Annotated in this window: 22 protein-coding genes; 19 read left to right on the top strand and 3 right to left on the bottom strand. The window is 53.7% G+C overall.

Annotation, left to right across the window (positions count from 1 at the left end):
• Positions 1–7 precede the first annotated feature (7 nt).
• Positions 8–1474 (bottom strand): Na+/H+ antiporter NhaC, encoded by a 1467-nt coding sequence (nhaC, locus tag ACJJIN_RS13435; RefSeq protein ID WP_444898254.1) that lies wholly within the window; start codon positions 1472–1474, stop codon positions 8–10.
• Positions 1475–1787: 313 nt separating this feature from the next.
• On the opposite strand from nhaC, the gene ACJJIN_RS13430 reads away from it, so the two are divergent.
• From ACJJIN_RS13430 to ACJJIN_RS13405, 6 genes are all read left to right on the top strand, one after another.
• On the top strand, positions 1788–2957 hold the full coding sequence (locus ACJJIN_RS13430; protein ID WP_413664551.1) for a 1-acyl-sn-glycerol-3-phosphate acyltransferase: 1170 nt from the start codon (positions 1788–1790) through the stop codon (positions 2955–2957).
• 92 nt (positions 2958–3049) lie between these two features.
• Positions 3050–5185 carry an ATP-dependent DNA helicase DinG gene (gene dinG / locus ACJJIN_RS13425; protein WP_282934089.1) on the top strand — a complete coding sequence of 712 codons (2136 nt, stop codon included), beginning with the start codon at positions 3050–3052 and terminating at the stop codon, positions 5183–5185.
• A 91-nt stretch (positions 5186–5276) separates the two neighbouring features.
• Positions 5277–5600: a YqcC family protein gene (locus tag ACJJIN_RS13420; protein ID WP_282934088.1), complete on the top strand. Its 324-nt coding sequence runs from the start codon at positions 5277–5279 to the stop codon at positions 5598–5600.
• A 232-nt stretch (positions 5601–5832) separates the two neighbouring features.
• Positions 5833–6516, top strand: a complete 684-nt coding sequence (locus tag ACJJIN_RS13415) for an ATP-dependent zinc protease family protein (RefSeq protein ID WP_413664553.1) — start codon at positions 5833–5835, stop codon at positions 6514–6516.
• 55 nt (positions 6517–6571) lie between these two features.
• On the top strand, positions 6572–8104 hold the full coding sequence (locus ACJJIN_RS13410) for an inactive transglutaminase family protein (protein WP_108731979.1): 1533 nt from the start codon (positions 6572–6574) through the stop codon (positions 8102–8104).
• Between the two features lie 8 nt (positions 8105–8112).
• Positions 8113–9108 (top strand): alpha-L-glutamate ligase-like protein, encoded by a 996-nt coding sequence (locus ACJJIN_RS13405; protein ID WP_444895053.1) that lies wholly within the window; start codon positions 8113–8115, stop codon positions 9106–9108.
• 59 nt (positions 9109–9167) lie between these two features.
• On the opposite strand, the gene ACJJIN_RS13400 is transcribed toward ACJJIN_RS13405, so the two are convergent.
• Positions 9168–10331: an acyl-CoA desaturase gene (locus ACJJIN_RS13400; protein WP_444895052.1), complete on the bottom strand. Its 1164-nt coding sequence runs from the start codon at positions 10329–10331 to the stop codon at positions 9168–9170.
• A 470-nt stretch (positions 10332–10801) separates the two neighbouring features.
• On the opposite strand from ACJJIN_RS13400, the gene ACJJIN_RS13395 reads away from it, so the two are divergent.
• Positions 10802–12841, top strand: a complete 2040-nt coding sequence (locus ACJJIN_RS13395; RefSeq protein ID WP_444895051.1) for an ATP-binding protein — start codon at positions 10802–10804, stop codon at positions 12839–12841.
• A 58-nt stretch (positions 12842–12899) separates the two neighbouring features.
• On the opposite strand, the gene ACJJIN_RS13390 is transcribed toward ACJJIN_RS13395, so the two are convergent.
• A complete protein-coding gene (locus ACJJIN_RS13390; RefSeq protein ID WP_282934081.1) occupies positions 12900–13703 on the bottom strand; it encodes an inositol monophosphatase family protein in 804 nt (267 codons plus the stop codon).
• A gap of 135 nt (positions 13704–13838) precedes the next feature.
• Between ACJJIN_RS13390 and trmJ the strand changes: the two genes are divergently transcribed.
• The 12 genes from trmJ to ACJJIN_RS13330 all read left to right on the top strand — a co-directional run bounded on the left by trmJ (position 13839) and on the right by ACJJIN_RS13330 (position 24922).
• On the top strand, positions 13839–14630 hold the full coding sequence (gene trmJ, locus ACJJIN_RS13385) for a tRNA (cytosine(32)/uridine(32)-2'-O)-methyltransferase TrmJ (RefSeq protein WP_444895050.1): 792 nt from the start codon (positions 13839–13841) through the stop codon (positions 14628–14630).
• 106 nt (positions 14631–14736) lie between these two features.
• On the top strand, positions 14737–15213 hold the full coding sequence (gene iscR, locus ACJJIN_RS13380; RefSeq protein ID WP_282934079.1) for a Fe-S cluster assembly transcriptional regulator IscR: 477 nt from the start codon (positions 14737–14739) through the stop codon (positions 15211–15213).
• A 62-nt stretch (positions 15214–15275) separates the two neighbouring features.
• On the top strand, positions 15276–16490 hold the full coding sequence (locus ACJJIN_RS13375; protein WP_444898253.1) for an IscS subfamily cysteine desulfurase: 1215 nt from the start codon (positions 15276–15278) through the stop codon (positions 16488–16490).
• 27 nt (positions 16491–16517) lie between these two features.
• On the top strand, positions 16518–16940 hold the full coding sequence (gene iscU / locus ACJJIN_RS13370) for a Fe-S cluster assembly scaffold IscU (RefSeq protein WP_108731985.1): 423 nt from the start codon (positions 16518–16520) through the stop codon (positions 16938–16940).
• Between the two features lie 56 nt (positions 16941–16996).
• Positions 16997–17308 carry an iron-sulfur cluster assembly protein IscA gene (gene iscA / locus ACJJIN_RS13365; protein WP_444895049.1) on the top strand — a complete coding sequence of 104 codons (312 nt, stop codon included), beginning with the start codon at positions 16997–16999 and terminating at the stop codon, positions 17306–17308.
• Between the two features lie 136 nt (positions 17309–17444).
• Positions 17445–17972, top strand: coding sequence for a co-chaperone HscB (hscB, locus tag ACJJIN_RS13360; protein ID WP_282934078.1), 528 nt, complete (start codon positions 17445–17447; stop codon positions 17970–17972).
• A gap of 63 nt (positions 17973–18035) precedes the next feature.
• Complete coding sequence (gene hscA, locus ACJJIN_RS13355; RefSeq protein WP_444895048.1) at positions 18036–19907, top strand: Fe-S protein assembly chaperone HscA; 1872 nt, start codon at positions 18036–18038, stop codon at positions 19905–19907.
• A 90-nt stretch (positions 19908–19997) separates the two neighbouring features.
• Positions 19998–20336: an ISC system 2Fe-2S type ferredoxin gene (fdx, locus tag ACJJIN_RS13350; protein WP_108731989.1), complete on the top strand. Its 339-nt coding sequence runs from the start codon at positions 19998–20000 to the stop codon at positions 20334–20336.
• 24 nt (positions 20337–20360) lie between these two features.
• Entirely contained in the window at positions 20361–20555 is a 195-nt protein-coding gene (gene iscX / locus ACJJIN_RS13345) for a Fe-S cluster assembly protein IscX (RefSeq protein WP_444895047.1), read from the top strand.
• A gap of 291 nt (positions 20556–20846) precedes the next feature.
• Positions 20847–21275 carry a nucleoside-diphosphate kinase gene (ndk, locus tag ACJJIN_RS13340; protein WP_444895046.1) on the top strand — a complete coding sequence of 143 codons (429 nt, stop codon included), beginning with the start codon at positions 20847–20849 and terminating at the stop codon, positions 21273–21275.
• Positions 21276–21338: 63 nt separating this feature from the next.
• Complete coding sequence (gene rlmN / locus ACJJIN_RS13335) at positions 21339–22457, top strand: dual-specificity RNA methyltransferase RlmN (RefSeq protein WP_444895045.1); 1119 nt, start codon at positions 21339–21341, stop codon at positions 22455–22457.
• 539 nt (positions 22458–22996) lie between these two features.
• The gene (locus ACJJIN_RS13330) at positions 22997–24922 is read left to right on the top strand and encodes a cytochrome-c peroxidase (RefSeq protein WP_444895044.1); all 1926 of its coding nucleotides are present in this window, start codon (positions 22997–22999) and stop codon (positions 24920–24922) included.
• Positions 24923–24926: the final 4 nt, after the last annotated feature.

Genomic DNA, 24926 nt, shown 5'->3' with positions numbered 1-24926 from the left:
TATTTCCTTAAGATGCCGTAGCCGCTACAGAAATGGGCTTCTGTTTAAAGTGCAGCCAGCCATAGGCGATCGCCAACAGTGGACAGATAATATTGAACAGGGCAAAGGGTAAATACTCCCAGGTAGCAATACCCAGCGTTGCCGCCATAAAGGCACCACAAGTATTCCAGGGAATCAGCACAGAGGTGATGGTGCCGGAATCCTCTAGGGTGCGGGACAAGTTAAGCCCGTGAAGGCCCTTTTCCTTGAAGGCTTCGCGGAACATACGGCCCGGAATAATAATCGCCATATATTGATCGCCAGCGGCCAGGTTCATACCGAAGCAGGTGAATACGGTGGCAGTTACCAGGCCGCCCACTGTTTTAACCAGTGACAAAACCCCCTGGACGATGACCTGTAGGAATCCGGCCCGCTCCATAGCGCCGCCGAAGGCCATGGCGGAGGTGATCAGCCATACGGTGTTAAGCATGCTGCTCATGCCGCCTTTGGACAGCAATGCAGCCACGTTCTCGTTGGTGGAAGTGGACTTATAGCCATCGAATAGGCTGTACCAGGCGCCCTTCAGGGGGGCGAGTGCACCTTCACCGCCACCGAGGCGACGGGCGGCTTCCGGTTCGAAAATCAGTGCGATGGCACAGCCAACCAGGGAGCCGATGATCAATGTTGGGAAAGCGGGGACTTTGCGCCAGGCCATTGCCAGCAACAAGATCAAAGGCAGCAGGCTAACCAGGGAAATTTTGAACTCACTGCTAAGGGCGGTGAGCAATGATTCGATATCAGTTGCGGAGGCAGAACTGGCTTCAGAGGTAAAACCCAGGAACGCGAAAACCGCCAGGGCGATCGCGAAGGCCGGGATCGCTGTGGACATCATATGGCGAATATGCTGGAACAGATCATTGGATGTTACCGCTGCGGCCACGTTGGTGGTGTCAGATAGCGGGGACATCTTATCGCCGAAGTAGGCGCCAGAGATTACCGCTCCGGCAGTGACCTCAAGGGATAGGCCCAGGGCGCCGGCGATACCCATCAGTGCCACACCCAAGGTGCCCGCTGTGGTCCAGCTGGAGCCAATACTCAGTCCTACTACGGCACAAATAACACAGCTGGCGGCGTAGAACCACTGTGGCGACAGAATCTGCACGCCGTAATAGATCATGGAAGGCACTGTGCCGGCCAGAATCCAGCTACCGATAAGTGCACCTACAGACAGCAGGATCAGGATAGCGCCAAATACCAGGCCAATGCCGTGGAGCATCCCGCCTTCCATGTCGTTCCAGCTGTGTCCGTTCTTCATCCCCATTAGGGCCACAACGCAGGCACAGAGCAGTAACGCTATTTGATTGGGACCGTAGGAGGAGTCTGCACCGTAGAAATATACGGATAGTGACAACAGGGCGACGAGAATCCCGAGAGGGATCAGGGCGTCCGTTAAGCTGGGAGCGCGCGGCTCTGAGCTGGGGTTGGATTGAGACAAGGTGAACTCCTGCTTGACTGCGTGGCTAGCGCCGTATTCGTTATCGTTGTTTTGCCGTCGGCGGCGGTTAATAGCCTTATTCTCATAGCTTGGGGCGGTGAAGTCCACTTTGTATCATCGCACCATCGCTGTATTTTGGCGTTGACTTGGTCGTCGAAACCGGATTTATCACTGCGGTCAACTATCTGGTCGGGTCCAGTGCTGGCAGTTCGTCGACGCTTCCGGTATGTTCTGCGCCCAGTAGTCCCGGCTGATCCAGCCGCAAAATAAATAAGTGCGGGCCGTCTGAGGCAGGTCCGACAGGTAGTATTTCATGAGAGCAAGTGAGTTAGACCCCTCTCAATTCGAGGATATGCGCCCCTATCGCGATGATGAAGTGCGCGAGGTTATCAAAAGGCTAATTGCCGACCCGGAAATGTCCCATGCAGCGGCGCATTTCCTTGTCCCTAAACTGGCTCAGCTGGAGGGCGCCGTCGCCTGGTTGGTACGTCAGTTTCTGCGCTTTGAACTGCGCAATGTTCGCAATGTGCGGGATCTTCAAGAGATTGTCGGCAAATATATGGAGAAGGTGATCAAGCGCACCACCTCCGGCCTGAGCATTTCTGGTCTGGACACCCTGCCCAGGGATCGCGCCTGCCTGTTTGTCAGCAATCACCGCGACATCGCTATGGACCCGGCGCTGATGATTCAGGCGATGTTCCGCGAAGGGCATGAGACCTCCCGCATTGCGATTGGAGACAACCTGCTAAGCAAGCAGTTTGCCAGCGACCTGATGAAGTTGAACAAGTGCTTCACCGTGGTGCGCAGTTCTGGCAGTCGTCGGGAAAAGCTGCAGGCAGCAACCCAGTTGTCCAATTACATCTATCACTCCATCGTCAACGATAACGAGCATGTGTGGATCGCACAGCGTTCCGGGCGCGCCAAAGATGGCCTGGATCGCACCAATCCAGCACTCTGCGCCATGTTCGCCATGACTAAGGACCGGGAAACGCCCTTTGCCGATTTTTGGCGCAAGTTGCACATTGTTCCGGTGTCTATTTCCTACGAATGGGACCCCTGTGATGCACAGAAGGCCAAGGAAATTTACGTTACCGAGCACAAGGACGAGTACAAGAAGGGTAAAAACGAGGACTTGGCCTCGATTGGTAAGGGCATTGTCGGTCACAAAGGCCGTGTACATGCCGCCTTCGGCACGCCGATTGAAGGTGATTTTAACGATGTAAACAGCCTGGCTGAAGAAATAGATCGCCAAGTTATCGGCAACTACACATTGCACCCATCCAATATGATTGCCTACGAGATGGTTTACGGTGAGGTTCCTCAATTACCGGTGGGATATCCGGCTAAAGCCTGGGACCCCGCTGCACATAAAGAAGAGCGGGAGAAGTTTGAAGCGCGCATGGCTCGGGTCGATGAGCGCTGGCGCGACAAGGCTATTCAGGCCTACGCCAATCCTGTGGTATCTCGCCTCGCCTATGAGTAAGGCCCGCTGAGTTCAGAAGCTGGTGGGGAGAGGGCGCTTAGTGGATAATAGTGCCCCCTGCGCCAGCCACTTAGCGAATAGACCTCACCCCCGTGCTCAACGAAAAACACAAAAGCGCCATTCAGGGCGCCTATAGCCAATTCCTGTCCGGTCGAGGGCTGAAAGCCCGCTATGGGCAGAAGCTGATGGTAGCTGCCATTGCCCGCTCACTGGGTTCCATCACCCAGAATGCCAGTGGTGAGCGCGATAGCGACAAGACTGATGGCGAGCATATCTGTGTAGTTGAAGCGGGTACGGGTACCGGTAAAACCGTTGCTTACCTTCTCGCCTCTATTCCCCTGGCCCAGGCCCAGGACAAGACCCTGGTGATATCCACCGCCACGGTGGCCCTGCAGGAACAGATTATCCACAAAGACCTGCCAGAAGTTGCTCGTCACAGTGGGCTCAAATTTGAGTTTGCCCTGGCGAAGGGCCGTGGCCGCTATCTCTGCCTATCCAAGTTGGATCAACTCTTGTCCAGCTTTTCTGCCTCCGGCACCGGCCTTTCCCTTGGTCTCTATGAAGATGAACTCCCGCAGGTGGAAGCGGAGAGTGTCGCTCTCTACCAGAAGATGACGGATAGCCTGACATCGGGTACCTGGGATGGCGATCGGGATAACTGGCCGGATACGATTGAGACGGATGATTGGAGTCGGGTTACCACTGACCATCGCCAGTGCAGTGGCCGCCGCTGCCCCCATGTCACCAATTGCAGCTTCTTCCGAGCGCGAGAAAGCCTGGGCAAGACCCAGGTGATAGTTGCCAACCACGACCTGTTGCTGGCGGACCTGGCCCTGGGTGGTGGCGCGATTCTTCCGCCCCCGGAAGAGACTATCTATGTACTTGATGAAGCTCACCATCTACCGGAAAAGGCCCTCAATCATTTCTCTCACCACAGCCGCGTAGGGGCTTCCACCGGTTGGTTGGATCAAACCAATAAGGCCCTGGGGCAGATGCTGGGTGAGATTGGTGACGGCGCCCAGATCGACCGCTGCGGCGAGCAGCTGCCGGCGGTTCTCACCTCTGCCAAGCAGGGGTTGGAGCAGATGTGGCCGCTGATTGAAGAGCTGTGTGAATTTGAAGATGAGCGGGGCAATACCATCCGCCATCGCTTTGAAGGTGGGGTAATCCCCGATTCCATGTCGCAGCTGGCGGAAAAGCTGCGGGAAGACTTTGATGAGTTGGAAAGCCTGCTCAGCAAGATGTTGCAGACCGCCCAACGCATGATGGAGGACGGCCACTCGCCGGTACCCCTGGCAGATCTGGAGCGCTGGTACCCCCAGTTGGGCAGTTGGCATGGGCGCGCTGAGGCCAATCTTCTGTTGTGGGCGAATTACGCCCGTGCCGATGCTGATGGCGCATTGCCCCAGGCGCGCTGGGTCACCCTGGTGGACTGGGGCGGCTCCACAGATTTTGAGGTTTGCAGCTCACCGATACTTGCAGGCAAAACCCTGGAGTACAGCTTGTGGCGCCGCTGTTACGGCGCGGTACTGACTTCGGCCACACTCACAGCTTTGGGGAAATTTGATCGTTTGCAAATGCGTGCCGGCACTCCGGACAATGCCAGCTATCAAGTAGTGCCGAGTCCTTTCGATTTTTCCCGTGCAACACTGCAAGTGCCCCCGGAAGCTGTAGATGCGGGCAATGCAGAGCAACACACAGACGCCATTATCGATGCGTTGCCAGACCTGCTGAAAGGGGAGGGTGGCGCTCTGGTACTGTTTTCCTCCCGGCGCCAGATGGAGACGGTTTACGAGGCGCTCCCTGGTACCTGGCGCAACCGAATCCTGATGCAGGGGCAGCAATCCCGCCAGCAGTTGCTGGATAGCCACCGTGAGATTATCGATGGCGGCGGCAGCAGTATCCTGTTCGGGCTTGCGAGTTTTGCCGAGGGGTTGGACCTGCCAGGGGATTACTGCCGCCACGTGGTTATTGCGAAACTGCCTTTCGCGGTGCCCGATGACCCGATTGAGGCAGCGCTGGCGGAGTGGATTGAAGCTAAGGGCGGCAATCCATTTATGCAAATCACAGTGCCGGATGCAGCCCTAAAATTGGTGCAGGCCTGCGGGCGCTTACTGCGGGCAGAAGGGGACAGCGGCACAGTCACTTTGCTGGATCGCCGGGTGGTTACCCGTCGCTATGGTCAGGCAATACTCAATTCACTTCCGCCCTTTAATCGAAAAATTTAGAAAATCTTTGGTCGTATTTGCGCTGTTACTCAGATTGGGCAGGTGGCTATTGCGTATTATCACGGCTGTAAATGTGAAGGTTCTATGAGTTATGCAACCTATTTATTCTGAAATCGCTGATCAGCTCCTGTTCCTTGAATCTGAACTGCGCAGCCTACAGGTTTGGCAGGATAATGCGCCACCCGCAGAAGCCCTGGCCAGCACCGAGCCATTTTGTGTGGATACTTTGACCTTGCCCCAGTGGCTTCAATTTATTTTTTTGCCGCGTATGCAGGTCCTGATTGAAGGGGAGATGCCCCTACCGGGCCAGTGTGGTATTGCTCCGGTTGCCGAAGAGTTCTTCAAGGGGCGGGATGATGCTGCGGCACTGCTGGCTATTTTGGAAACTATCGACCAGCGCCTGCAGCAGGGCTAACCAGCTTCTGATTCCCTGAGCCCAGTGATCTTAATCACACTGGGTGGCATGTCACATTGTTAGCGTTGAGTCCTGCGACTCGGCGGACAGCGCTGTGCAGTGGCGGCGCTCATGAGCTAATATCGACCTTTTGCCTGAGGCGGGGAGCAATTTCTCCGTCAGATAAGCGAACACCGCGCGTTTGTCGCGGTCCGAATGGCATTGCTAATGGGGCTTGAGGTAATTGGTCGGTATGCAGAGATTTTCCCTTCTGTGGTTAATGTTGACGCTTTCGGTGCTCGCCGGTTGTGAGTCACTGATGTATCCGGGGCGGGACAGGGCCGCTCAACCAGCGGAAGTTGCACCACCGGTAGAATCACCTGATTCTGCAATGCAGTGCCCAGAGCCTGCGGAAGTGATTTGTGCGGAACCGGAAGTGAAGGTTGTTGAGCGGGTAATCGAACGAACTGTAGAAAAAGTAGTCGAAGTGCCCGTTGCCAAAGATAAGCTGGTTTTGGGGTCGGTAGAAGAAGTGGCCATAGAGCCTCCCGGCCTGATCCTGGAATCCGTTGTCGATACAGGTTCACCAACCTCCACACTGCGGGTCAGGAAGCTGACTCCGTTCGAGCGGGATGGCAGGGACTGGATCAGGTTCCAGATTGTTCAGTCGAGCAAAATGGACCCGGTTTCGGTAGAGCTGCCGATAAAACGCCATGTTCGAGTGGAGCGCCTGGGCTTTGATAATCAGCGCAGGCCGGTAGTGGAGCTTAACCTGACCGTTGGGCGTATAACCCACCAAGTCGAAGTTAACCTGACCGATGAGGGCGGCTCTGATCTATTGATGCTGCTGGGACGCAACTTCCTCAAAGATGCCGCTGTTGTCGATGTGAGCCGGCGCAATGTCCAGGGCCAACCCCAAATAGACGGGGTTAAATAGGCCAGTTATCCAATTGGGTTCCTAATTGGGACCTCAGAGTTACGGGGAATGGCGAATGTCGCCGCGTGTCCAAGTTTATGTAATTGCGGCGTTACTCGCATTGGTAGGAGCAGGCCTGACCGCCTATAAAAACCTCGAGTTGGGTTTTCCGCTGTTGCCGGGTGAGTACCGCACCGTGTGGACCATCGAAGCAAAAGTGGGCTTCGATGCCGATGGCGGTCCGGTGAAGGCCGCACTGACCCTCCCGCGCGAGCAGCGCAATATGGAAATACTGGGGGAGACCTTCAGCTCCTCCGGTTTTGGTTTCTATATCGCGAGAGAAGATGATGCCTATCGGGCCATTTGGTCTCGCCGGGCCGCAAGAGGCCCCCAATCTCTCTTCTATCAGCTGGATGTCTACCAGCGTCCCGGTGCCGCGCTGGCGCAGCCTCTGGATCTGAGCACTGAGATACAAAAACCCTTCCTGGGGGCCCGTGAGCAAGAAGCGGTGCGCTTGGCGATTTACTCCCTGGTTGAGCAGGCCCGCGAGCGCTCTTCTGATGTGGAATCTCTCACTACCCAGTTACTATTCGAATTGAATGACGATGAAAATCAGGATCGCAACCTGATCTTCCGTCATTACGCCGACCGCTCTTTTGTGGATGTTGCCTTGCTTGTACTGGCCACAGCCGATATCCCCGCCCACCGTATTCGCGGCCTCTACCTGGAGGATGATCGACGTCGACTATCTCCAGAAGATCTGCTTGAGGTCTATGATGGCAAGCGTTGGATCGTGTTTGAACCCAGCAGTGGCCAGCCTGGTGTGCCGGAAAATTTCTTTATTTGGCAGCGCGGCGGCAAGAGTCTTTTAGATCTTGAGGGCGGTCGTAACTCCCAAGTGACTTTCTCTGTGATTGCCAATGATGTCCCCGCTCGCGATGTCTCTATGCGCAGCACCAAAGATGAGAAAGATGCGCTGGTGGATTTCTCGATCTACAGTTTGCCCATTGAGCAGCAGAGTATTTTCAAGCTGATTCTGCTGGTGCCTGTGGGGGCCCTGGTGGTGGTGCTGCTGCGTGTGTTTGTAGGTCTGCGCACCTCCGGTACCTTTATGCCGGTACTGCTGGCAATTGCCTTTATCGAAACCCAGCTGATTACCGGTTTAGCGATTTTTACTTTGATCCTGATCCTCGGCCTTTGGGTGAGGTTCTATCTCAGTAGGCTCAATTTGCTATTGGTATCGAGGATCGCCGCCGTCGTGGTGACGGTGGTGATAATAATGGGGGCAATCAGTGTGGTCAGCTATAAGCTGGGCATTGAGCAGGCTCTCACAGTGACATTCTTCCCGATGATTATCCTTGCCTGGACTATCGAGCGTATGTCGATTGTGTGGGAGGAGGATGGTCCCTACGAGGTGGTGGTGCAGTCCGGGGGCAGTTTGTTAGTGGCGATACTGGCTTGGTGGGTAATGACCAACCGCTATATTGAGCATTGGACGTTCAACTTCCCCGAGTTACTGTTGGTATTGCTGGCCTTTATTCTGGTGGTGGGCAACTACACCGGATATCGACTCAGTGAGTTGATGCGTTTCCGTCCGCTGGTTCGCTAGGGGGCGTTATGCTGCAATTTTCAGTTAAGCATATCTTCAATAAAGTTCGCGGCGGAGTGGTATCTCCGCTGACCCTGCGCCGCATGGGGGTGTTGGGGATGAATGCGCGTAATATTGACTATATTGCGCGCTATAACGATCGCAAAAAATATCCCATCGTCGACGACAAGCTAAACACTAAGCGCGCGGCTAAAAAAGCGGGAATTCCTGTGCCTGAGTTGATCGAGGCATTTGAAAGCCCTGCCAGCCGCAAGCGAGTTATGGAGGTGATTGACCCTCTATGGCAGTTTGTAATCAAGCCGGCACGGGGCTCGGGTGGTAAAGGTATTCTCGTCATTGCCGGTCGCAATGGTGACAAATATAAAAAGATATCCGGTGCTGAAATTGATGCATTGGATATTTTGCGGCACGTGAGCAATATTCATAGCGGCCTCTACAGCCTGGGTGGTAAACCCGACAGGGTGATGGTGGAGGCCCTGGTGGACTTTGACCCGGTCTTCGATCGCTACTCCGTTGAAGGTGTGCCTGATGTGAGAGTTATCGTTTTTCGCGGTTATCCGGTGATGGCCATGCTGCGCTGCTCAACCCACGCCTCAGATGGTAAAGCCAATTTGCACCAGGGCGCTGTAGGTGTAGGTATCGACCTGGCCACGGGCAAAAGTTGTCATGCGGTAATGCGCGGGTTGCGAATTGACCAGCACCCGGACACTGAAGTGCCTTTCGATGCATTGCAGGTGCCAGATTGGTACGAGTTGGTCCGCTTGGCGGCAAGCTGTTACGAAATGACCGGGCTGGGTTATTTAGGCTGTGACATTGTCCTGGATCGTGAACGTGGCCCGCTCTTATTGGAGGCTAATGCGCGCCCGGGATTGGCAATCCAAATCGCCAATGGTGTTGGCTTGCGCGAGCGCTTGGGCTTTATCGAAAAATTTGATGAAGAAATGTTCAGGAAAAATGTGGATGAACGGGTGGCATTTTCCATGCGCAAATTTGCCAGCGACTAGGAAAGTCCGCTAATAGTTTATCGATTTTATTATCTTGCAAAGCAATACTTATTGCCTGGTTAGGGGGTGGTCGCCCCTTCGATTGATCGAATTTTTTCAATTAGAGTTTTTAGCCGCTTTCCTTGCATTTTGAGTCCATATTCAAGTTCTTGGATTTTCGTTTGGATCGAAGTGAGTTCCCACTCGCTGGGTGGCTGACCATGTTTTTCTCCATGGCGTAAAAATTGAAGGGATTTCCAGTTCTTCAATAACTTGGCGAATCCACGAGCCTCACTTTCCAGAATCTCTTGCCAGCTCTCTTTATCTTTAGTCTTTTCAATTTTCTCCCTGGCTTGTTTGAAAAGCTGCTCTACCTTTACTTTTTGGATCTGAATAGGTGGAGCAACCCTTAAATTATAGGTGAGTCCAACAAGGCTCAATGATTTGATCAACCATTTGGTAGGGTCATACTGGAACCAGCGAATACCACTTCGATAATCTATCTGAAAGGTGTGGTGATAATTGTGATAACCCTCGCCAAATACAAATAGGTTGAGGAAAGCGTTATCTCTTGCGCTGATTGATCCCTTATAGGGGCGTCGGCCCCATAAATGTCCAAATGAGTTAATCATAAAAGTAGTGTGATGATTAACCACAAGGCGCAATACTCCGGCCAGTAAAACCATACCGAGAACGTCTCCAGTAATGATCCCCAAGATTATAGGTAGGCCAAGGTTCATGGCGATAATGATGGGAACATAGTTATTGTGTTGCCACATTACCAACTTGTCCCTTTGAAGATCCTTAACATTTTTGTAATCGAGATAACTGCTGGGATATTCGTGCATCATCCAGTCCATATGGGAGAACCAGAAGCCGCGCCCTGCTGAATAGGGGTCTCGATTGTTATCGTCGATAAATTGATGATGGTATCTATGGCTTGCACACCAATTTAAAGTGGTGTTTTGCATGGCTGCCGCACTGAATAAAATAAATAAAAATCGAATTGACCAGTGGGCTTCGTAGCTTTTGTGTGACCACAACCTGTGATTTCCTGCTGCTATAGAAAAGCTGCAAAGTGCACCAAAAATGGCAAATGCAAGCCATTGATACCAGTGATACCCGTAGACAAATCCATAAATCGGTACTGCGGTAAGTGCTAACAAACCTGTGCTGGCAAATAAAATTGTGGGAATCCAAAAACGTTTTCGCTGATTGCTGGAACTTAGAGGAGTTGCGTTCATAGCAGGCCCCCTTTATTGAGGATTGCCCATGACTATTTTGAGATAGGGGTGGAAGTATTTCCTTTGGCCAGATTTTACTTTTTCTTCGTAGCTTTTCACTTGAATGCATTGTTTTGGTGCATTTTGGCCATCTGAAGGATCGCATTGGTTCGCTATTCCACAGAAGCGCTGGAGTATGAAAGCTAAGGCCTTAAAAAACGCTGTTTTAAAAGTTGGCATAAGGGTTGCATTGGTAAATGTGCGGGGCAAAGGACCCGCATTTCGGGAGAGTTTCTTAGGGTTATGGCAAACCATTAACACTGGGTGACTTCCCGTTTTCTCTCATCATCGCTGATTACGGCCCCGCATTGCGGGGCCTTTTTTTTGCCCGCACTTTGCGCAAAGCTCATAATGCTTTAGTTTAGGGTCTCCCAAGGCGTTCCCAAATTTGACGGCCCCGGGAGAGAGGCTCTCTTTTATGGCAAGGATGCATGAGCCAGGTAATTAATGAGCTAATTTCGATAGTCGAGCCCTGTGTGTCAGAGTCACTAACCCCAAATCCGTCCAGCGCAGTGTTCCAGTTGGCAACCAGCGATGAGCTTTCCTCTTTGGATGCATCGCGCCTGCCTCGTCATAACGCCTGTTTGCAAGATTTGTTTTTGGATTCAGATTGCGGGTTGTGGGAGTGGCATCCGGATTCCGGTGCCCAGCGTGCTCAGGGTGAAATTTGGCTCCTGTTTGCAGAAACTGCAGAACTCTCTTTGACTTCCCTGTGGACGGGTGATGAATTGCGTTCGGTTCACTCTGATGAGCGGGATCGAATTATCACTGTGCGGCGTCGTCTTACCAACAAAGGTGGACACTTCGATACTACTTTTCGGGCCTACGATAGTCTTGGTCAATTGCGCTGGCTGCGATTGCGAGGACGCGCAATAAACCTCGAGGATGACAGTGGGTTTGTTGTGATTGGAAGTTGCGCTGACTTCACTGAAACCTTGGCCCAGCGCTACCTATCTAACCTGCCTGGCGAGCGCCCCTTACAGACACTGTCTGGAGTTGGCGATGGTTTATGGGAGTGGGATCTACGCGCAGATGAAATGGTGCTTGATGATGCCTGCTGGGGGATTCTGGGTTATGAAGTGAGCCCGATACGCAGTATCGGTATTTCAGCCGCGGAGCAGTGGAAGGCTCGAATTTTAGCGGAGGACTTCCCTCGGGTTGAGCAGTCCATGCGGGATCATGTGCGCGAGGGGTTACCGCTCGATGTGGAATTTCGTATCTGGCGTTCGGATAGCAGTATGGTTTGGGTTCGCTGCCGCGGCAAGGCCCAATTAAATAGTCGCGGTCAGCCCGTGCGGGTGTTGGGAGTTTTACAAGACGTCAGCCGCAGCCGGGAAAGACTTTCGCAAATGGAGCGGGAGCTGGAGTTGCAGCGGGAGGAAAATGCGCATCGGGCAGATTTATTATTTAGCCTGAGCCATGAATTACGCACGCCACTTAATGCAATTTTAGGTTACAGCCAAATTGTCGAATTAGATCAGAGTCTCAACGCAGACCAGCGTCAGCGCTTATCAGAAATTCGTCGCGCGGGGCAGCATTTATTGCATTTGGTCGGTGATGTATTGGAGCTGGCCAGAATCGACAGTAGGCGTTTGGGCCCCTCGATGGAATTGATTCGGCCGGCCGATTTGGTTGCAGAATGTAAACGTTTGCTCGAGCCCCTGGCTGAAACCCGTCGTGTCAGTTTGATGTTTGAGCCTCTCGGCTGGGAGTCCGCTTATATTTGTGCGGACCCTGTGCGCTATAAGCAAGTTGTATTGAACCTGGCGGGCAACGCGGTGAAATACAATCGTGAAAATGGCCGTGTCATCATTAATTTTACGCCGCAGGCCGATGGCTGGTTGAGGCTGAATATTTTGGATACCGGCAAGGGGATTGCAGCAGAGAGACGCAAAGAAGTTTTTGAACCCTTTAACCGTTTGGGGGAGGAAAAGGGGCATATCGAGGGTACCGGTGTCGGTCTTGCAATTGCCAAGCGTCTGGCGGAGGCGATGGGGGGGCGGATCGATTTTGACAGTCAGGAAGGGCAGGGCTCAGTATTTTGGGTTGAATTCCCAATGGTTGATGCTGCGGAGTCTTTCCTGTCATTTGCAAATTCTGTTGATGCCCCGTCAACATTACCCGATTGTAGATTGCTGCTAGTGGATAACCGTCCTGAAAGTGTGGCTCGGGTGGAAAAACTTTTGCAGGGGGCGCCGCAAGTACAGCTTTCTGTGGCCGCAGATGTTGTTGAGGCCATATTTATGGCGCGTACCCAAGCACCGGATGTGGTGTTATTTCACAATACCTTGCCGGGAATGTCGGTTGGGGATTTGGTAAGTATCCTCAAGCAGGATCAAGTCACTCAAAAAACCTGTTTGGTGGTTATGGGAGGAGAGTGTTCCTCGGGGGTGACAACCGCTTTGCCGGATAACTTTGATCGACCGCAGCTTGCGCGAGTTTTGATGGAGTGTTTGACGGGGAAGAGGTGAGCTGGGCTCTTGGAATCAGCACCCCGGCATCTTATTTGCCGGAGTGCCGTTCAGGCTTTTAGCGTATGTGTCCCATATGTTTGCCCACGATTTTCACCAGGGGCTTAAATACTTTCGGAGTGGCGCAGACCAGGTGTCCGGAGTCCAGGTAATCCTCACCACCGCGGAAGTCGCTGATCAGGCCGCCGGCTTCTTTGACTAGCAGGGAGCCCGCTGCGATATCCCAGGTGTTCAGGTACATCTCCCAGAAGCCATCGAAGCGCCCGGCAGCAACATAGGCAAGATCCAGCGCTGCAGCGCCGGGGCGGCGGATTCCCGCAGTTTGCCCAGCGATATCTTTTAGGGCGGCCAGGTAGGCGTCGATGTTATCCAACGGCAGGCCGTTGAAGGGAATGCCGGTGCCAATCAGAGAGCCGCGCATGCCCTGGCGTGAAGAGACGCGGATACGGCGGCCATTCAGGGCAGCACCGCGACCGCGACTTGCGGTAAATTCTTCGCGTTTGATGGGGTCCAGTACGACTGCGTGCTCAATGCGGCCGCGATAGCGACAGGCGATAGAAACAGCGAACTGTGGGACGCCGTGGATAAAATTGGTGGTGCCATCGAGGGGATCGATAATCCACTCGTAATCGGGCTCTGCGCCCTCTTGCAGGCCGCTTTCTTCAGCGCGGATGCTGTGCTTGGGGTAGGCCTTGCGCAGGTGATAGATAATCTCCTGTTCGCTGGCCTTATCCACTTCAGTAACGAAATCGTTGCGCGTCTTTTCTTCGAATTTCATCAGGTCGCCGCGCTCCCAGGCCCGTTCGATCAGTTCTCCTGCCTTACGCGCCGCGCGCAGGGCAATATTTAGCATGGGTTCCATAACTATTCCGCACAAAGTGGTTAAAGGGGTTAAAAAGCAGGCCGCAGGTTAACTGCGACGGACGCGATTGTAGGGATTCCGATTGGTTTTTGCTACACTCGCGCGCCCCCATGACACCGATTTATTACTTTCAGTATGGCCAAGTCACCTTTAGACACGACTCCACTTGCCGCGCTCGACAATGTGCGCGTGGTTCTGGTTAACAGCGCACACCCCGGAAATATTGGTGGTGCGGCGCGCGCGCTCAAGAATATGGGCCTGAGTCAGCTGTACTTAGTAGCGCCTCGGGAATTTCCTGCAGCCAATGCTGTTTGGCGTGCAGCCGGGGCAGCTGAGCTGCTCGATAGCGCCGTTGTGGTGGATACCCTGGAAGAAGCCGTGGCTGATTGTGGTCTTGTTGTGGCCACCAGCGCTCGCGAGCGCCGAATCCCTTGGCCGCTGCTGACCCCGCGCCAGTGTGGAGAGCGTACCGTCGCCGAGGCCGCGTCTCATCCGGTTGCTTTGGTGTTTGGCCGTGAGGATCGAGGACTTACCAACGAAGAGTTACAGGCCTGTAACTACCATGTGCATATTCCTGCTAACCCGGAATACAGCTCCCTGAACCTGGCGACTGCTGTACAGGTACTTGCCTACGAAGTGCGTATGGCGGCCCTGGAAGCTGAAAAGGGTGAGCCTGTGAATTACACCGATTGGGATCGTCCACCGGCCAAGGCCAGCGATATGGAGCTGTACTTCGATCATCTGCAGCAGGCGCTGGGCGAGCTGGGCTTTATTGACCCGGATAACCCTCGCCAAACAGTGACTCGCCTGCGCCGACTGTATAGTCGGGTGCGCCCCGATGATATGGAGTTGGGTATCCTGCGCGGTATGTTGACCTCAATCCAGAATTACATTCATCGCTCTGGTGGTAAGGGGCGACCCGACTAGTTGAGTACCCGAGTGTCCCGCTGGGTTATATACTTGACTACAGTAGTGGGTTATTCCATACTCGCGCCCCGATCGGAAAAGGGCTGTACATCAGTTGGGAGCTGATATGCGTTTGACAACCAAAGGCCGCTACGCGGTGACTGCCATGCTGGACCTGGCGTTGCACGCTGATCGCGGACCGATCAGTCTGGCAGACATATCCAAGCGCCAGGGTATATCACTGTCCTACCTGGAGCAGTTGTTCTCCCGGTTGCGGCATTCTGGGCTGGTGTCCAGTGTGCGCGGACCCGGTGGTGGTTATCGCCTGGCGCGGGATGGTGAAGAGATTTTTGTGGCGCAGATCATTGATGCAGTCAATGAGTCTGTAGATGCCACCAGCTGCGGCGGCAATGCGGATTGCGCCAATGGCGAACAGTGCCTGACCCACTACCTCTGGTCAGACTTGAGTGATCAGATTCATAGCTTCCTCAGCAGTATCAGCTTGGCCAACCTGGTTTCCCGAGCTGAGGTGCAGGAAGTTGCGCGTCGGCAAGATATGCGCGAGGCGCCGGAAGAGAGGGTCGCTGTACTCGGCGGCCTGTGATTGGGGCCCAAACGGGCCAGCAGACAGATATTAGAGATTTACTAAGCGGAAACGGTATGACTATGAAGCTTCCCATCTATCTGGACTATTCGGCTACCTGTCCGGTTGACCCACGCGTCGCCAAGAAAATGGCAGAGCAGCTGACGATGGAAGGCAATTTCGGCAATCCGGCCTCCCGCTCCCACCTGTTTGGTTGGAAAGCGGAAGAGGCTGTGGAGAATGCCCGACGCCAGGTGGCGGAGCTGATCAATGCCGATCCGCGCGAAATTGTCTGGACCAGCGGTGCCACCGAGTCCGACAACCTGGGTATCAAGGGTGCGGCCCACTTCTACCAGAGTCGCGGCAAGCACATTATTACCTCCAAAATTGAGCACAAAGCAGTCCTGGATACCTGTCGCCAGCTGGAGCGGGAAGGTTTTGAAGTGACCTACCTGAATCCCCGCGAAGACGGCATCGTCTATCCGGAGCAGGTTGAGGAAGCCATGCGTGAGGACACCACTGTGGTGAGCCTGATGCACGTTAACAACGAGATTGGGGTGATCAACGATATCGCTGCGATCGGCGAACTGTGTCGCTCCCGTAAAGTTATTTTTCATGTGGACGCGGCCCAGAGCGCCGGCAAGTTGCCGATCGACCTTCAGGAAATGAAAGTTGACCTGATGTCCTTCTCCGGCCACAAAATTTACGGCCCCAAAGGTATCGGTGCCCTTTACGTACGCCGCAAGCCCCGCGTCCGTCTGGAAGCCCAGATGCACGGTGGCGGCCACGAGCGCGGTATGCGCTCCGGTACCCTGCCGACTCACCAGATTGTCGGTATGGGCGAAGCCTTTGGTATTGCCAAAGAAGAAATGGCTCAGGAAGCCGAGCGTCTGCGCTCTCTGCGCGACCGTTTCTGGGGTCAGATCAAAGATATGGAAGAGGTCCATATCAATGGTTCCGCCGAGAAGAGAATTCCGGGCAACCTGAACGTGAGCTTTGCGTTTGTAGAAGGTGAGAGCCTGATCATGTCGCTGCGCGACCTGGCGATCTCCTCCGGTTCCGCTTGTACCTCTGCGAGCCTGGAGCCCAGCTACGTATTGCGAGCCCTGGGTGTTAACGACGAGTTGGCGCACAGCTCATTGCGCTTCAGCTTTGGTCGTTTTACCAGCGAGAGTGATGTCGACACCGCTGCCGCAGAAGTGCGCAAGGCAGTGGAGAAACTACGTGAATTGTCACCGCTTTGGGATATGTACAAAGACGGCGTAGACCTGAACAAGATTGAATGGGCCGCTCACTAAGCGCGCGCAAGAGTTAGGAGAAAAGTCATGGCCTATAGCGATAAAGTAATTGACCACTACGAGCACCCCCGCAATGTTGGACGTATGGACGACAAGGCGGACAATGTAGGCACCGGTATGGTGGGCGCGCCCGCCTGTGGTGACGTGATGCGCCTACAGATTCAGGTAAGCGACGAGGGCGTTATCGAAGACGCGAAGTTCAAGACCTACGGCTGTGGTTCCGCCATTGCCTCCAGCTCCCTCCTGACCGAGTGGGTGAAAGGCAAGACGATCGACGAAGCGGAGCAGATCAAGAACACTGCCATTGCAGAGGAGCTGGCGCTGCCGCCGGTGAAAATCCACTGCTCGGTTCTCGCTGAAGATGCGATCAAGGCTGCGGTTCGCGATATCCGTGAAAAGCGCGGTGAGTCTGATGACGCTGTAGAAGCCAAGGAATCTGCGGCGGGTTAACTTTTCGTCCAAATGTAGCGTCTAAACATAGCGAAGGTGTTGTTTTGGCTATTAGTATGACCGAGGCCGCTGAGGCCCACATTCAAAGTCAATTGGCCAAGCGAGGCAAGGGAATCGGCATTCGTGTCGGTGTCAAGACGGCCGGCTGTTCCGGTCTCGCCTATGTGCTGGAATTTGTCGATTCGTTCGAAGCCGAAGATACGGTATTTGAGCAAAACGGCGTTAAGTTGGTGGTGGACCCCAAGAGTCTGGTTTACCTCGACGGCACCCAGCTGGATTTCGTCAAGGAAGGCCTGAACGAAGGCTTCACCTTCTCGAATCCCAATGTAAAAAATGAGTGTGGCTGCGGCGAGAGTTTCCACGTCTGATTCGCTCTCGCCCCACAAGGCCGGGTGCGCTGCGCATACCGGCCTTTTTATTGGCTCCTCGGACAGTTGGGGGCCGTGCAGCAGTAAGCGGCAACTTCAGCCGCGTTCCAGGCTGTGCCCCAGTAGGTATATTCAGATGGCAACCAACCTGAACCATTTCGAAGTTTTTGGTCTGCAACCCGCGTTCGCGGTCGATCGCAGTGCCCTGGCGACCCGCTACCGGGAATTACAGCGGGAATTCCACCCGGACAAATACGCTTCCCATTCCGAGGGCGAACAATTGTTGGCCATCAAAATGGCGGCTCAGATCAATGAGGCGCACACCGTTTTGCGCGACCCGGTACAGCGCGCCGCCTACCTACTCAAGTTGGCCGGGGTAGATGTGCCACCTGAGCAGACCACCAAAGATACTGAATTTCTGATGCAGCAGATGATGTTGCGCGAGCGCCTGGAAGAAGTGCGCGAGCAGCCCGATCCTGCAGCTGCGCTGGATGAGCTCAGTGCTGAGGCGCGGGGGCTGATCTCCAGTGAGGAACAGCGCTTTGCCGAAACTTATGACGGGGGCGATCTGGGCGCAGCAGAGGACTCGCTGCGCAAGCTTCAGTTCCTGGCCAAGCTTGAGAAACAAATTGACGAGCTGGAAGAAGACCTTTTCAACGACTAGTTGCGAGAGCACTGACTGAGAGGGCCAGACGGTACCGCGCCCCGCTTAAAGAAGAGATAACTAATGGCATTACTGCAGATTTCTGAACCGGGCCAGAGCCCAGCTCCCCACCAGCGCAAGCACGCAGTGGGTATCGATTTGGGGACCACTAACTCACTGGTAGCGACAGTGCGCAGTGGATCGGCAGAGGCCATTGCCGATGAGCAGGGTGAAGTGATCCTGCCATCAGCGGTGCACTACGGAGCCGAGGCGATTACCGTGGGTGCTGAAGCCCGCGCGTGCGCTGCAGAAGACCCCTACAACACCATGATTTCTATCAAGCGCTTGATGGGGCGAGGTGTTGCGGATATCAAAAGTTTTGGTGAGCAGCTGCCCTATCGCCTGGCTGAGAGCAGTGGCGGTATGCCTTCGATTGAAACTGCAGCCGGACCGGTAAACCCGGTGCAGGTATCGGCAGAAATCCTGAAAAAACTAGCCGCGCGCGGCCGCGAAGCGCTCTATGGCAAAGCGGGCGGTGAGCTGGATGGTGCGGTGATCACCGTGCCGGCCTACTTCGATGATGCCCAGCGCCAAGCGACCAAAGACGCCGCCCAGCTGGCGGGCCTGAAAGTCCTGCGCCTGCTCAACGAGCCTACAGCAGCGGCTGTTGCCTACGGCCTGGATAAAGGTGAAGAGGGTGTGATCGCGGTCTATGACCTCGGAGGCGGCACCTTCGATATCTCTATTCTGCGCCTGTCCCGGGGTGTGTTTGAAGTGATGTCTACCGGCGGCGATACGGCCCTTGGTGGCGACGATTTCGATCGCACTATCGCTTCCTGGATCGCCGAGCAAGTGGGATTGGGTACCGATCTCGACGCCGCGACCCAGCGAGTCCTGTTAGACAGCGCCTGTGCTGCGAAAGAATCCCTGTCCAGTGTCGAGCAAGTGGAAGTGCAATACGGCGACTGGTCCGGTGTACTCGATCGCGACACCATGGCTTCACTGCTGGACCCCCTGATCGACAAAACCCTACGCGCCTGTAAGCGCGCCCTGCGCGATGCCGGTATCAGTGCTGATGAGGTGCAGGAAGTGGTTCTGGTGGGTGGCTCCACCCGTACTTTGCGCGTGCGCGAGCGGGTTGAGGGTTATTTTGGTCGTCCCCCTCATGCGGAAATTGATCCCGACCAAGTGGTAGCAATCGGCGCCGCGATTCAGGCTGATGTACTGGTGGGCAATAAGTCCAGCGAAGAACTGCTGCTGTTGGATGTTATTCCCCTTTCCCTCGGGATTGAAACCATGGGTGGCCTCGCGGAAAAACTGATTGATCGCAACACGACCATCCCCGTCTCCAAAGCCCAGGAGTTCACCACTTTTAAAGATGGCCAGACTGCCATGGCGATCCATGTCGTGCAGGGCGAGCGGGAGCTGGTGAGTGACTGTCGCTCACTGGCGCGCTTTGAATTGCGTGGTATACCGCCGATGGTGGCCGGTGCTGCCCATATCCGTGTGACTTTCCAGGTGGATGCTGACGGTCTTTTGTCGGTGACAGCGATGGAAAAAAGCAGTGGCGTCAGTGCCGATATTACGGTTAAACCTTCCTACGGCCTGGAAGACAAGGATATTGCGCGCATGTTGCAGGAGTCCTACACCCACGCCGCTGAGGATATCGCCCTGCGCGCCCTGCGCGAAGCTCAGGTGGAAGCGGAGAGAACCCTGGAAAGCATGTTGGTGGCCCTGCGTGAGAACGGTGCCCAGCTGCTGGATGAAGGTGAGTTAAATGAGCTTGAGCACGCGATGGAAGCTTTGCGCCTGGCCCATAACGGCGGCGACGCAGAGGAAATTCGTCGACGTATCGAAGCCTTGAATAAGTTGTCTGAGCCTTTTGCTGCCAAGCGTATGGATGCCTCCATTAAGCGCGCTATGCAGGGCCATAGCTTGGATGAATTTGATAAATAACCATGATCAGGCGCAGACTCTGCGCTGCCGGCGGCCGGGGAGTCGTTACTTTCTCCCCGTCGGATTGAGACCACAGAGGTTCAGTACCCCATGCCGAAGATAGTATTTTTACCCCATCCGGAAATGTGCCCCGAGGGCAAAGTGGTGGAAGCGGAGAGCGGTGTCAGCGTGATCGACGCGGCCCTGGCCAACGATATCGAAATTGAGCACGCCTGTGAAAAAGCCTGTGCTTGTACCACCTGCCACGTCATTGTGCGCGAGGGCTTCGATTCCCTGGAAGAGCCGGACGAGCTTGAAGAGGACCTGCTGGATAAAGCCTGGGGCTTGGAACCGGAGTCTCGCCTGTCTTGCCAGGCGATTGTTGAGGATGAAGACCTGGTGGTCGAGATTCCCAAGTACACCATCAACCAGGTATCGGAAAAGCACTGACCTGCACGCTGAGGAAGCCGAATCATGAAGTGGACTGATATTCACGATATTGCCATAGAGCTGAGCGAAGCTCACGAGGATGTGAACCCACTGACGGTCAACTTTGTCGACCTGCGCAATTGGGTGATGGCACTGCCCGGATTTGATGACGACCCCGATCGCTGCGGAGAGAAAATCCTCGAAGCGATCCAGGCGGCCTGGATCGAAGAGCAGGAGTAACCGGCCTTGGGGGCAGTATTGGCAAGAGAGTACAAAAGTCGATCAATACCCCGTATAATCCGCCGGCCGCGAAATGCGGTGATCAAAAATTGAGTACCCCCGGTGGGTATGAAAGGAATATCAGGGAAGAGCAACTGAGTAGGTTGCTCTTTCTTTATGTAGGGAGCCTCTGAACAACTCCGCAACAATCCCGCAACACCTCTGCGAGCCTTGAAGGCCCGCTCTGCGGGGCTTACTGAGTTGTTCAGAGATTCCTAAGTTAAGTTACAAAAAATCAATTTGGAGATAACCATGGCCCTGGAGCGTACCCTTTCCATCATCAAGCCGGACGCAGTAGCCAAGAATGTAATCGGTGAAATCGAGAGCCGTTTTGAGAAAGCTGGCCTGAGCATTGTTGCCATGAAGATGGTTCAACTGTCCCGCGAAAAAGCTGAAGGTTTCTACGCTGAGCACAAAGAGCGTCCTTTCTTCAAAGACCTGGTTGACTTCATGACTTCCGGTCCAGTTGTTGTACAGGTTCTGGAAGGCGAGAACGCTATCCTGGCAAACCGCGACCTTATGGGTGCTACCAACCCTAAAGAAGCCGCTGCTGGTACCATCCGCGCTGACTTCGCTGACAGCATCGACGCCAACGCTGTACACGGTTCCGACTCCGCAGAGTCCGCTGCTCGCGAAGTAAGCTACTTCTTCGCCGACGACGAAATCTGCGTGCGCGCTTAATCCGCGCCACAAATCGCACCGGTCTGTCCGGACCGGTGCAATTCTTCCCCCGAGGTGAAATGAATGACCACAGAGAAAACCAACCTGCTCGGCCTTTCGGTAGAAAAGCTGGCCGCCTTTTTTGAATCATTGGGCGAGAAGCGCTTCCGCGCTGTTCAGGTTTTAAAGTGGATTCACCAGAACGGGGTTGATGATTTTGCTGAGATGACCAATGTCAGCAAGGCCCTGCGCCAAAAACTGGCGGAAGTGGCCGAAATCCGTGCCCCGGAAGTATTGAATCAGTGGGATTCCGCCGATGGCACAAGGAAATGGTTAATTAAAGTCTCCGGTGGCAATGCTATCGAGACTGTCTATATCCCCGATGGTGATCGCGGCACCCTGTGTGTCTCCTCCCAGGTAGGCTGTTCTCTGGATTGCAGTTTTTGTGCAACTGGCAAGCAGGGCTTTAACCGAGATTTAACTGCGGCAGAAATTATCGGGCAGGTGTGGATTGCCTGTAAATCTTTCGGTCAATTGGATCCGAAAGGACCGCGCAAGGTCACCAACGTGGTGATGATGGGCATGGGTGAGCCATTGCTCAATTTCGACAATGTGGTCGATTCCATGAACCTGATGATGGAAGACAACGCCTACGGTATTTCCAAGCGCCGCGTCACCCTGTCGACTTCCGGTGTAGTACCTGCACTGGACCGCCTCGCCGATGTGACCGATGTCAGCCTGGCAATTTCCCTGCATGCGCCCAACGATGAATTGCGTAACGAGTTGGTGCCGATCAATAAAAAATACCCTATTGCGGTGCTACTGGATTCCGCTAAGCGCTACATCGATCGCATGCCGGATACGCACCGTAAAATGACGATTGAATACACGCTGATGCGCGAGGTTAACGACCGCCCGGAGCACGCTGAGCAATTGGCAGAGCTGCTTAAAGAGATTCCGGTGAAAATTAACCTGATTCCCTTTAACCCGTTTGAGTTGTCCGACTACCAGCGAGTGAGTAATAACGCACTGCGTCGCTTCCAGCAGGTTTTGCTCGACAAAGGTTATACCGTGACTGTGCGCACTACACGCGGCGATGATATTGATGCGGCCTGTGGTCAGTTGGCAGGCAGTGTTAATGACCGTACCCGCCGCTCCGAGCGCTACCGCAATGCAGAGCGCCCCGTTCGTATTGTTAACTAGTCGCTGGTAATTTTTTGTATAGGTTGCCAAATTGTTGGCAGCCTATTGGCTTCGATTTTCCCCTTCTCAAAAAAACTCTGTTCAGCCTGAAAGTTCCTTTCTATTCTATTTTTCGTGTCAACGAAATTGCTTTATCTAACGTTTAACGCTCGAGGAAAATTTATCCGGGAAGGGAGCGTTGGATATATGCATGAGATTAGGTCAAAACGATCATATTTTTTTAATTTGCATTTTGCCTGCAACATTTTGACTTTGAATGAAGCAGTTGGCCATTGGAGAGAGGTCTTCACTAGACCGTCTGGCACTGGATCTTTGCAGTAGCTACACCCGTATCTCCAACATCCATCAAAACATTATGACGCTATAGCGTGCTATCCAGTCATTTTCATTTGGCCTGGAGCTGTTTCAGCGTGCTTAGGTTCAGGAAAAACAATGTGTAGAAGTGCTTGCACCACTGTGTTGAGAGTTGAAGTGCATGGAGTTCTCAGAGTTGCCTGGCTTAGGAAAAGAAAAGTTATCGACGGGACTGTTCGAACATTATGAACGCGGAAAAAAACCAATTAACCCAATTGCTTGTAGCGCTGAATAAGCTGCTGTTCATTTCTTTATTTCTATTTATGGTGGGCTGTGGGGGCGGTGGTTCCTCTAGCGGTGAGGATGATTCATCGACAGAAACTACTGAAAATGATAGCGGCTCTGGGGATAGCTCTGGCTCAGACGATGGTGACGATTCGGATGGTGATACTGGGTCAGATGATGATACCGATTCAGAGCAGGGGATCTTGGTTACTGAACTGATTGCAAATCCCTTCTCCGGCACCAGCATAGGACTCTCCTGGGAGGATTCTGAAGAGACCTACAGCATCTATCGCGATGGTGAATTGGTTGCAGAAACTACAGATAACCATTACGTGGATGAAGGTCTCTCAGTTAATACTGAATATAGTTATTGGGTCGGTGTGGGGAGTATTGATAGTGATACTAATAGTGTTACTGCAAAAACACTGGTTAATAACACGAATGATGGCTTGGGCAATGGTACTGAAGCAGAGGCCATTGAAAAGCGCATTGTTGATTTTGATGAATGTCAAAATGAGCGCTCAGCCGTAGATGTTGACGATAGTAGTCTCGACAGTTGCTTGCAGGCTGTGCTGGATGAAGTGGGAATGGCAGATCAATTGGAGGATATGCGCGCTTTCGCTGCTCGAGTTAGAAGTGAGCAAGACCCGGAGATGGTTGAGTTGGGTATGCGGTTATTCCACAGTAAAAGTCTTAGTGCTAACGGTGATACCGCCTGCTCTTCTTGCCACCACCCGACAATAGGCTGCGCTGGTGATGACCTTTCCATGTCTGTTGGGGTTAATGCCGTTGATCCCGATTTGCTTGGCCCAGGGCGTTCCGATGGTGAAAACGAAGTGCCGTTGGTTGCACGCAATGCCCAGCCTATTTGTAATGTGGCGCTCTGGGATAATGGATTATTCTGGGACAACCGCGTTCTTTTCACGAGCGACGGTGGCCTTAAAACAGACTCCAGGGATGTAACCAATAATACTGAAGCGGCGGTAGGTACCGGTACTTTGGCACTTATGATGGCCCAAGCCCATTTTCCGGTGACTGATGCTGCTGAGATGGGGGATATTTCTGAATTTGGCTACGACGAAAGTAGCGACGATGACCTTACTGATTACCGTGAGGAATATCTTATACCAAAGCTCAATGAAGAGTCCTGGGGCCCCTTATTTGCTGCCGCTTATGGAGACAACAGTATTGACTACAGTAGGGTCGCACAGGCGATTGCCGCCTATGAAGCGGTATATATTTTTATTGATAATCCCTTCTTTGACTATATCGACGGTGACCTGACAGCGCTGGATGACGATGCGAAGCGGGGAGCAATTACTTATTTTACGCCAGGCTCTGGTTGTACTGCTTGCCATACGGGCGCCTTCTTTACTAACCAGGGTTTGAGGGTCGTTAACTATCCTCAAATTGGTGTCGGAAAAGAGGATGATGGCGCTGATTGGGGAGGGGCAGTACTGGGTGGCTTTCGTGTTCCAACACTGCTCAATGCAGGCATTACTGGTCCCTGGGGGCACGCCGGGCAGTTTGGCTCCTTAGAAAGAAATATTGAGCACTATGCCGGGCAAGCGGATTCGGTGTCCCGGTATTTCGAAGATAGTGAAATGTGCGACCTGGATCAGTTTGCCGAGCTAGAAGACTGCGCAGCGAAAGTTGCGCCCAATGGTCTGGAGTTGACCGAGGCAATTCTGGAGATAGATGGTGATGCAGCACTTCCGATAGACGACGATGAAGTGAAGCTGTTAGCGGCATTTCTTGAGGCGCTCACTGACCCGGATGCAGAGAATGTAAATTCAAATGCAACCCAATCCCTGATTCCTCCCCGTGACGGCGGACCCGATGGAATGCAGCTGGATGCCTGGGATCAGGACGGCAACGCACTATAATATT

The organism is Microbulbifer maximicatervae (SeqCode) (assembly GCF_052467505.1).
This window is presented reverse-complemented; position numbering and strand designations above follow the sequence as displayed.

Coding starts and splice junctions, on each gene's coding strand:
- ACJJIN_RS13410 (WP_108731979.1), top strand. CDS start 6,572: ATGTCGCCGCGTGTCCAAGTTTATGTAATTGCGGCGTTACTCGCATTG.
- hscA (WP_444895048.1), top strand. CDS start 18,036: ATGGCATTACTGCAGATTTCTGAACCGGGCCAGAGCCCAGCTCCCCAC.
- ACJJIN_RS13420 (WP_282934088.1), top strand. CDS start 5,277: ATGCAACCTATTTATTCTGAAATCGCTGATCAGCTCCTGTTCCTTGAA.
- iscU (WP_108731985.1), top strand. CDS start 16,518: ATGGCCTATAGCGATAAAGTAATTGACCACTACGAGCACCCCCGCAAT.
- ndk (WP_444895046.1), top strand. CDS start 20,847: ATGGCCCTGGAGCGTACCCTTTCCATCATCAAGCCGGACGCAGTAGCC.
- ACJJIN_RS13430 (WP_413664551.1), top strand. CDS start 1,788: ATGAGAGCAAGTGAGTTAGACCCCTCTCAATTCGAGGATATGCGCCCC.
- rlmN (WP_444895045.1), top strand. CDS start 21,339: ATGACCACAGAGAAAACCAACCTGCTCGGCCTTTCGGTAGAAAAGCTG.
- ACJJIN_RS13395 (WP_444895051.1), top strand. CDS start 10,802: ATGAGCCAGGTAATTAATGAGCTAATTTCGATAGTCGAGCCCTGTGTG.
- iscR (WP_282934079.1), top strand. CDS start 14,737: ATGCGTTTGACAACCAAAGGCCGCTACGCGGTGACTGCCATGCTGGAC.
- trmJ (WP_444895050.1), top strand. CDS start 13,839: ATGGCCAAGTCACCTTTAGACACGACTCCACTTGCCGCGCTCGACAAT.
- ACJJIN_RS13330 (WP_444895044.1), top strand. CDS start 22,997: ATGAACGCGGAAAAAAACCAATTAACCCAATTGCTTGTAGCGCTGAAT.
- ACJJIN_RS13375 (WP_444898253.1), top strand. CDS start 15,276: ATGAAGCTTCCCATCTATCTGGACTATTCGGCTACCTGTCCGGTTGAC.
- ACJJIN_RS13400 (WP_444895052.1), bottom strand. CDS start 10,331: ATGAACGCAACTCCTCTAAGTTCCAGCAATCAGCGAAAACGTTTTTGG.
- iscX (WP_444895047.1), top strand. CDS start 20,361: ATGAAGTGGACTGATATTCACGATATTGCCATAGAGCTGAGCGAAGCT.
- fdx (WP_108731989.1), top strand. CDS start 19,998: ATGCCGAAGATAGTATTTTTACCCCATCCGGAAATGTGCCCCGAGGGC.
- hscB (WP_282934078.1), top strand. CDS start 17,445: ATGGCAACCAACCTGAACCATTTCGAAGTTTTTGGTCTGCAACCCGCG.
- ACJJIN_RS13390 (WP_282934081.1), bottom strand. CDS start 13,703: ATGGAACCCATGCTAAATATTGCCCTGCGCGCGGCGCGTAAGGCAGGA.
- ACJJIN_RS13415 (WP_413664553.1), top strand. CDS start 5,833: ATGCAGAGATTTTCCCTTCTGTGGTTAATGTTGACGCTTTCGGTGCTC.
- ACJJIN_RS13405 (WP_444895053.1), top strand. CDS start 8,113: ATGCTGCAATTTTCAGTTAAGCATATCTTCAATAAAGTTCGCGGCGGA.
- iscA (WP_444895049.1), top strand. CDS start 16,997: ATGACCGAGGCCGCTGAGGCCCACATTCAAAGTCAATTGGCCAAGCGA.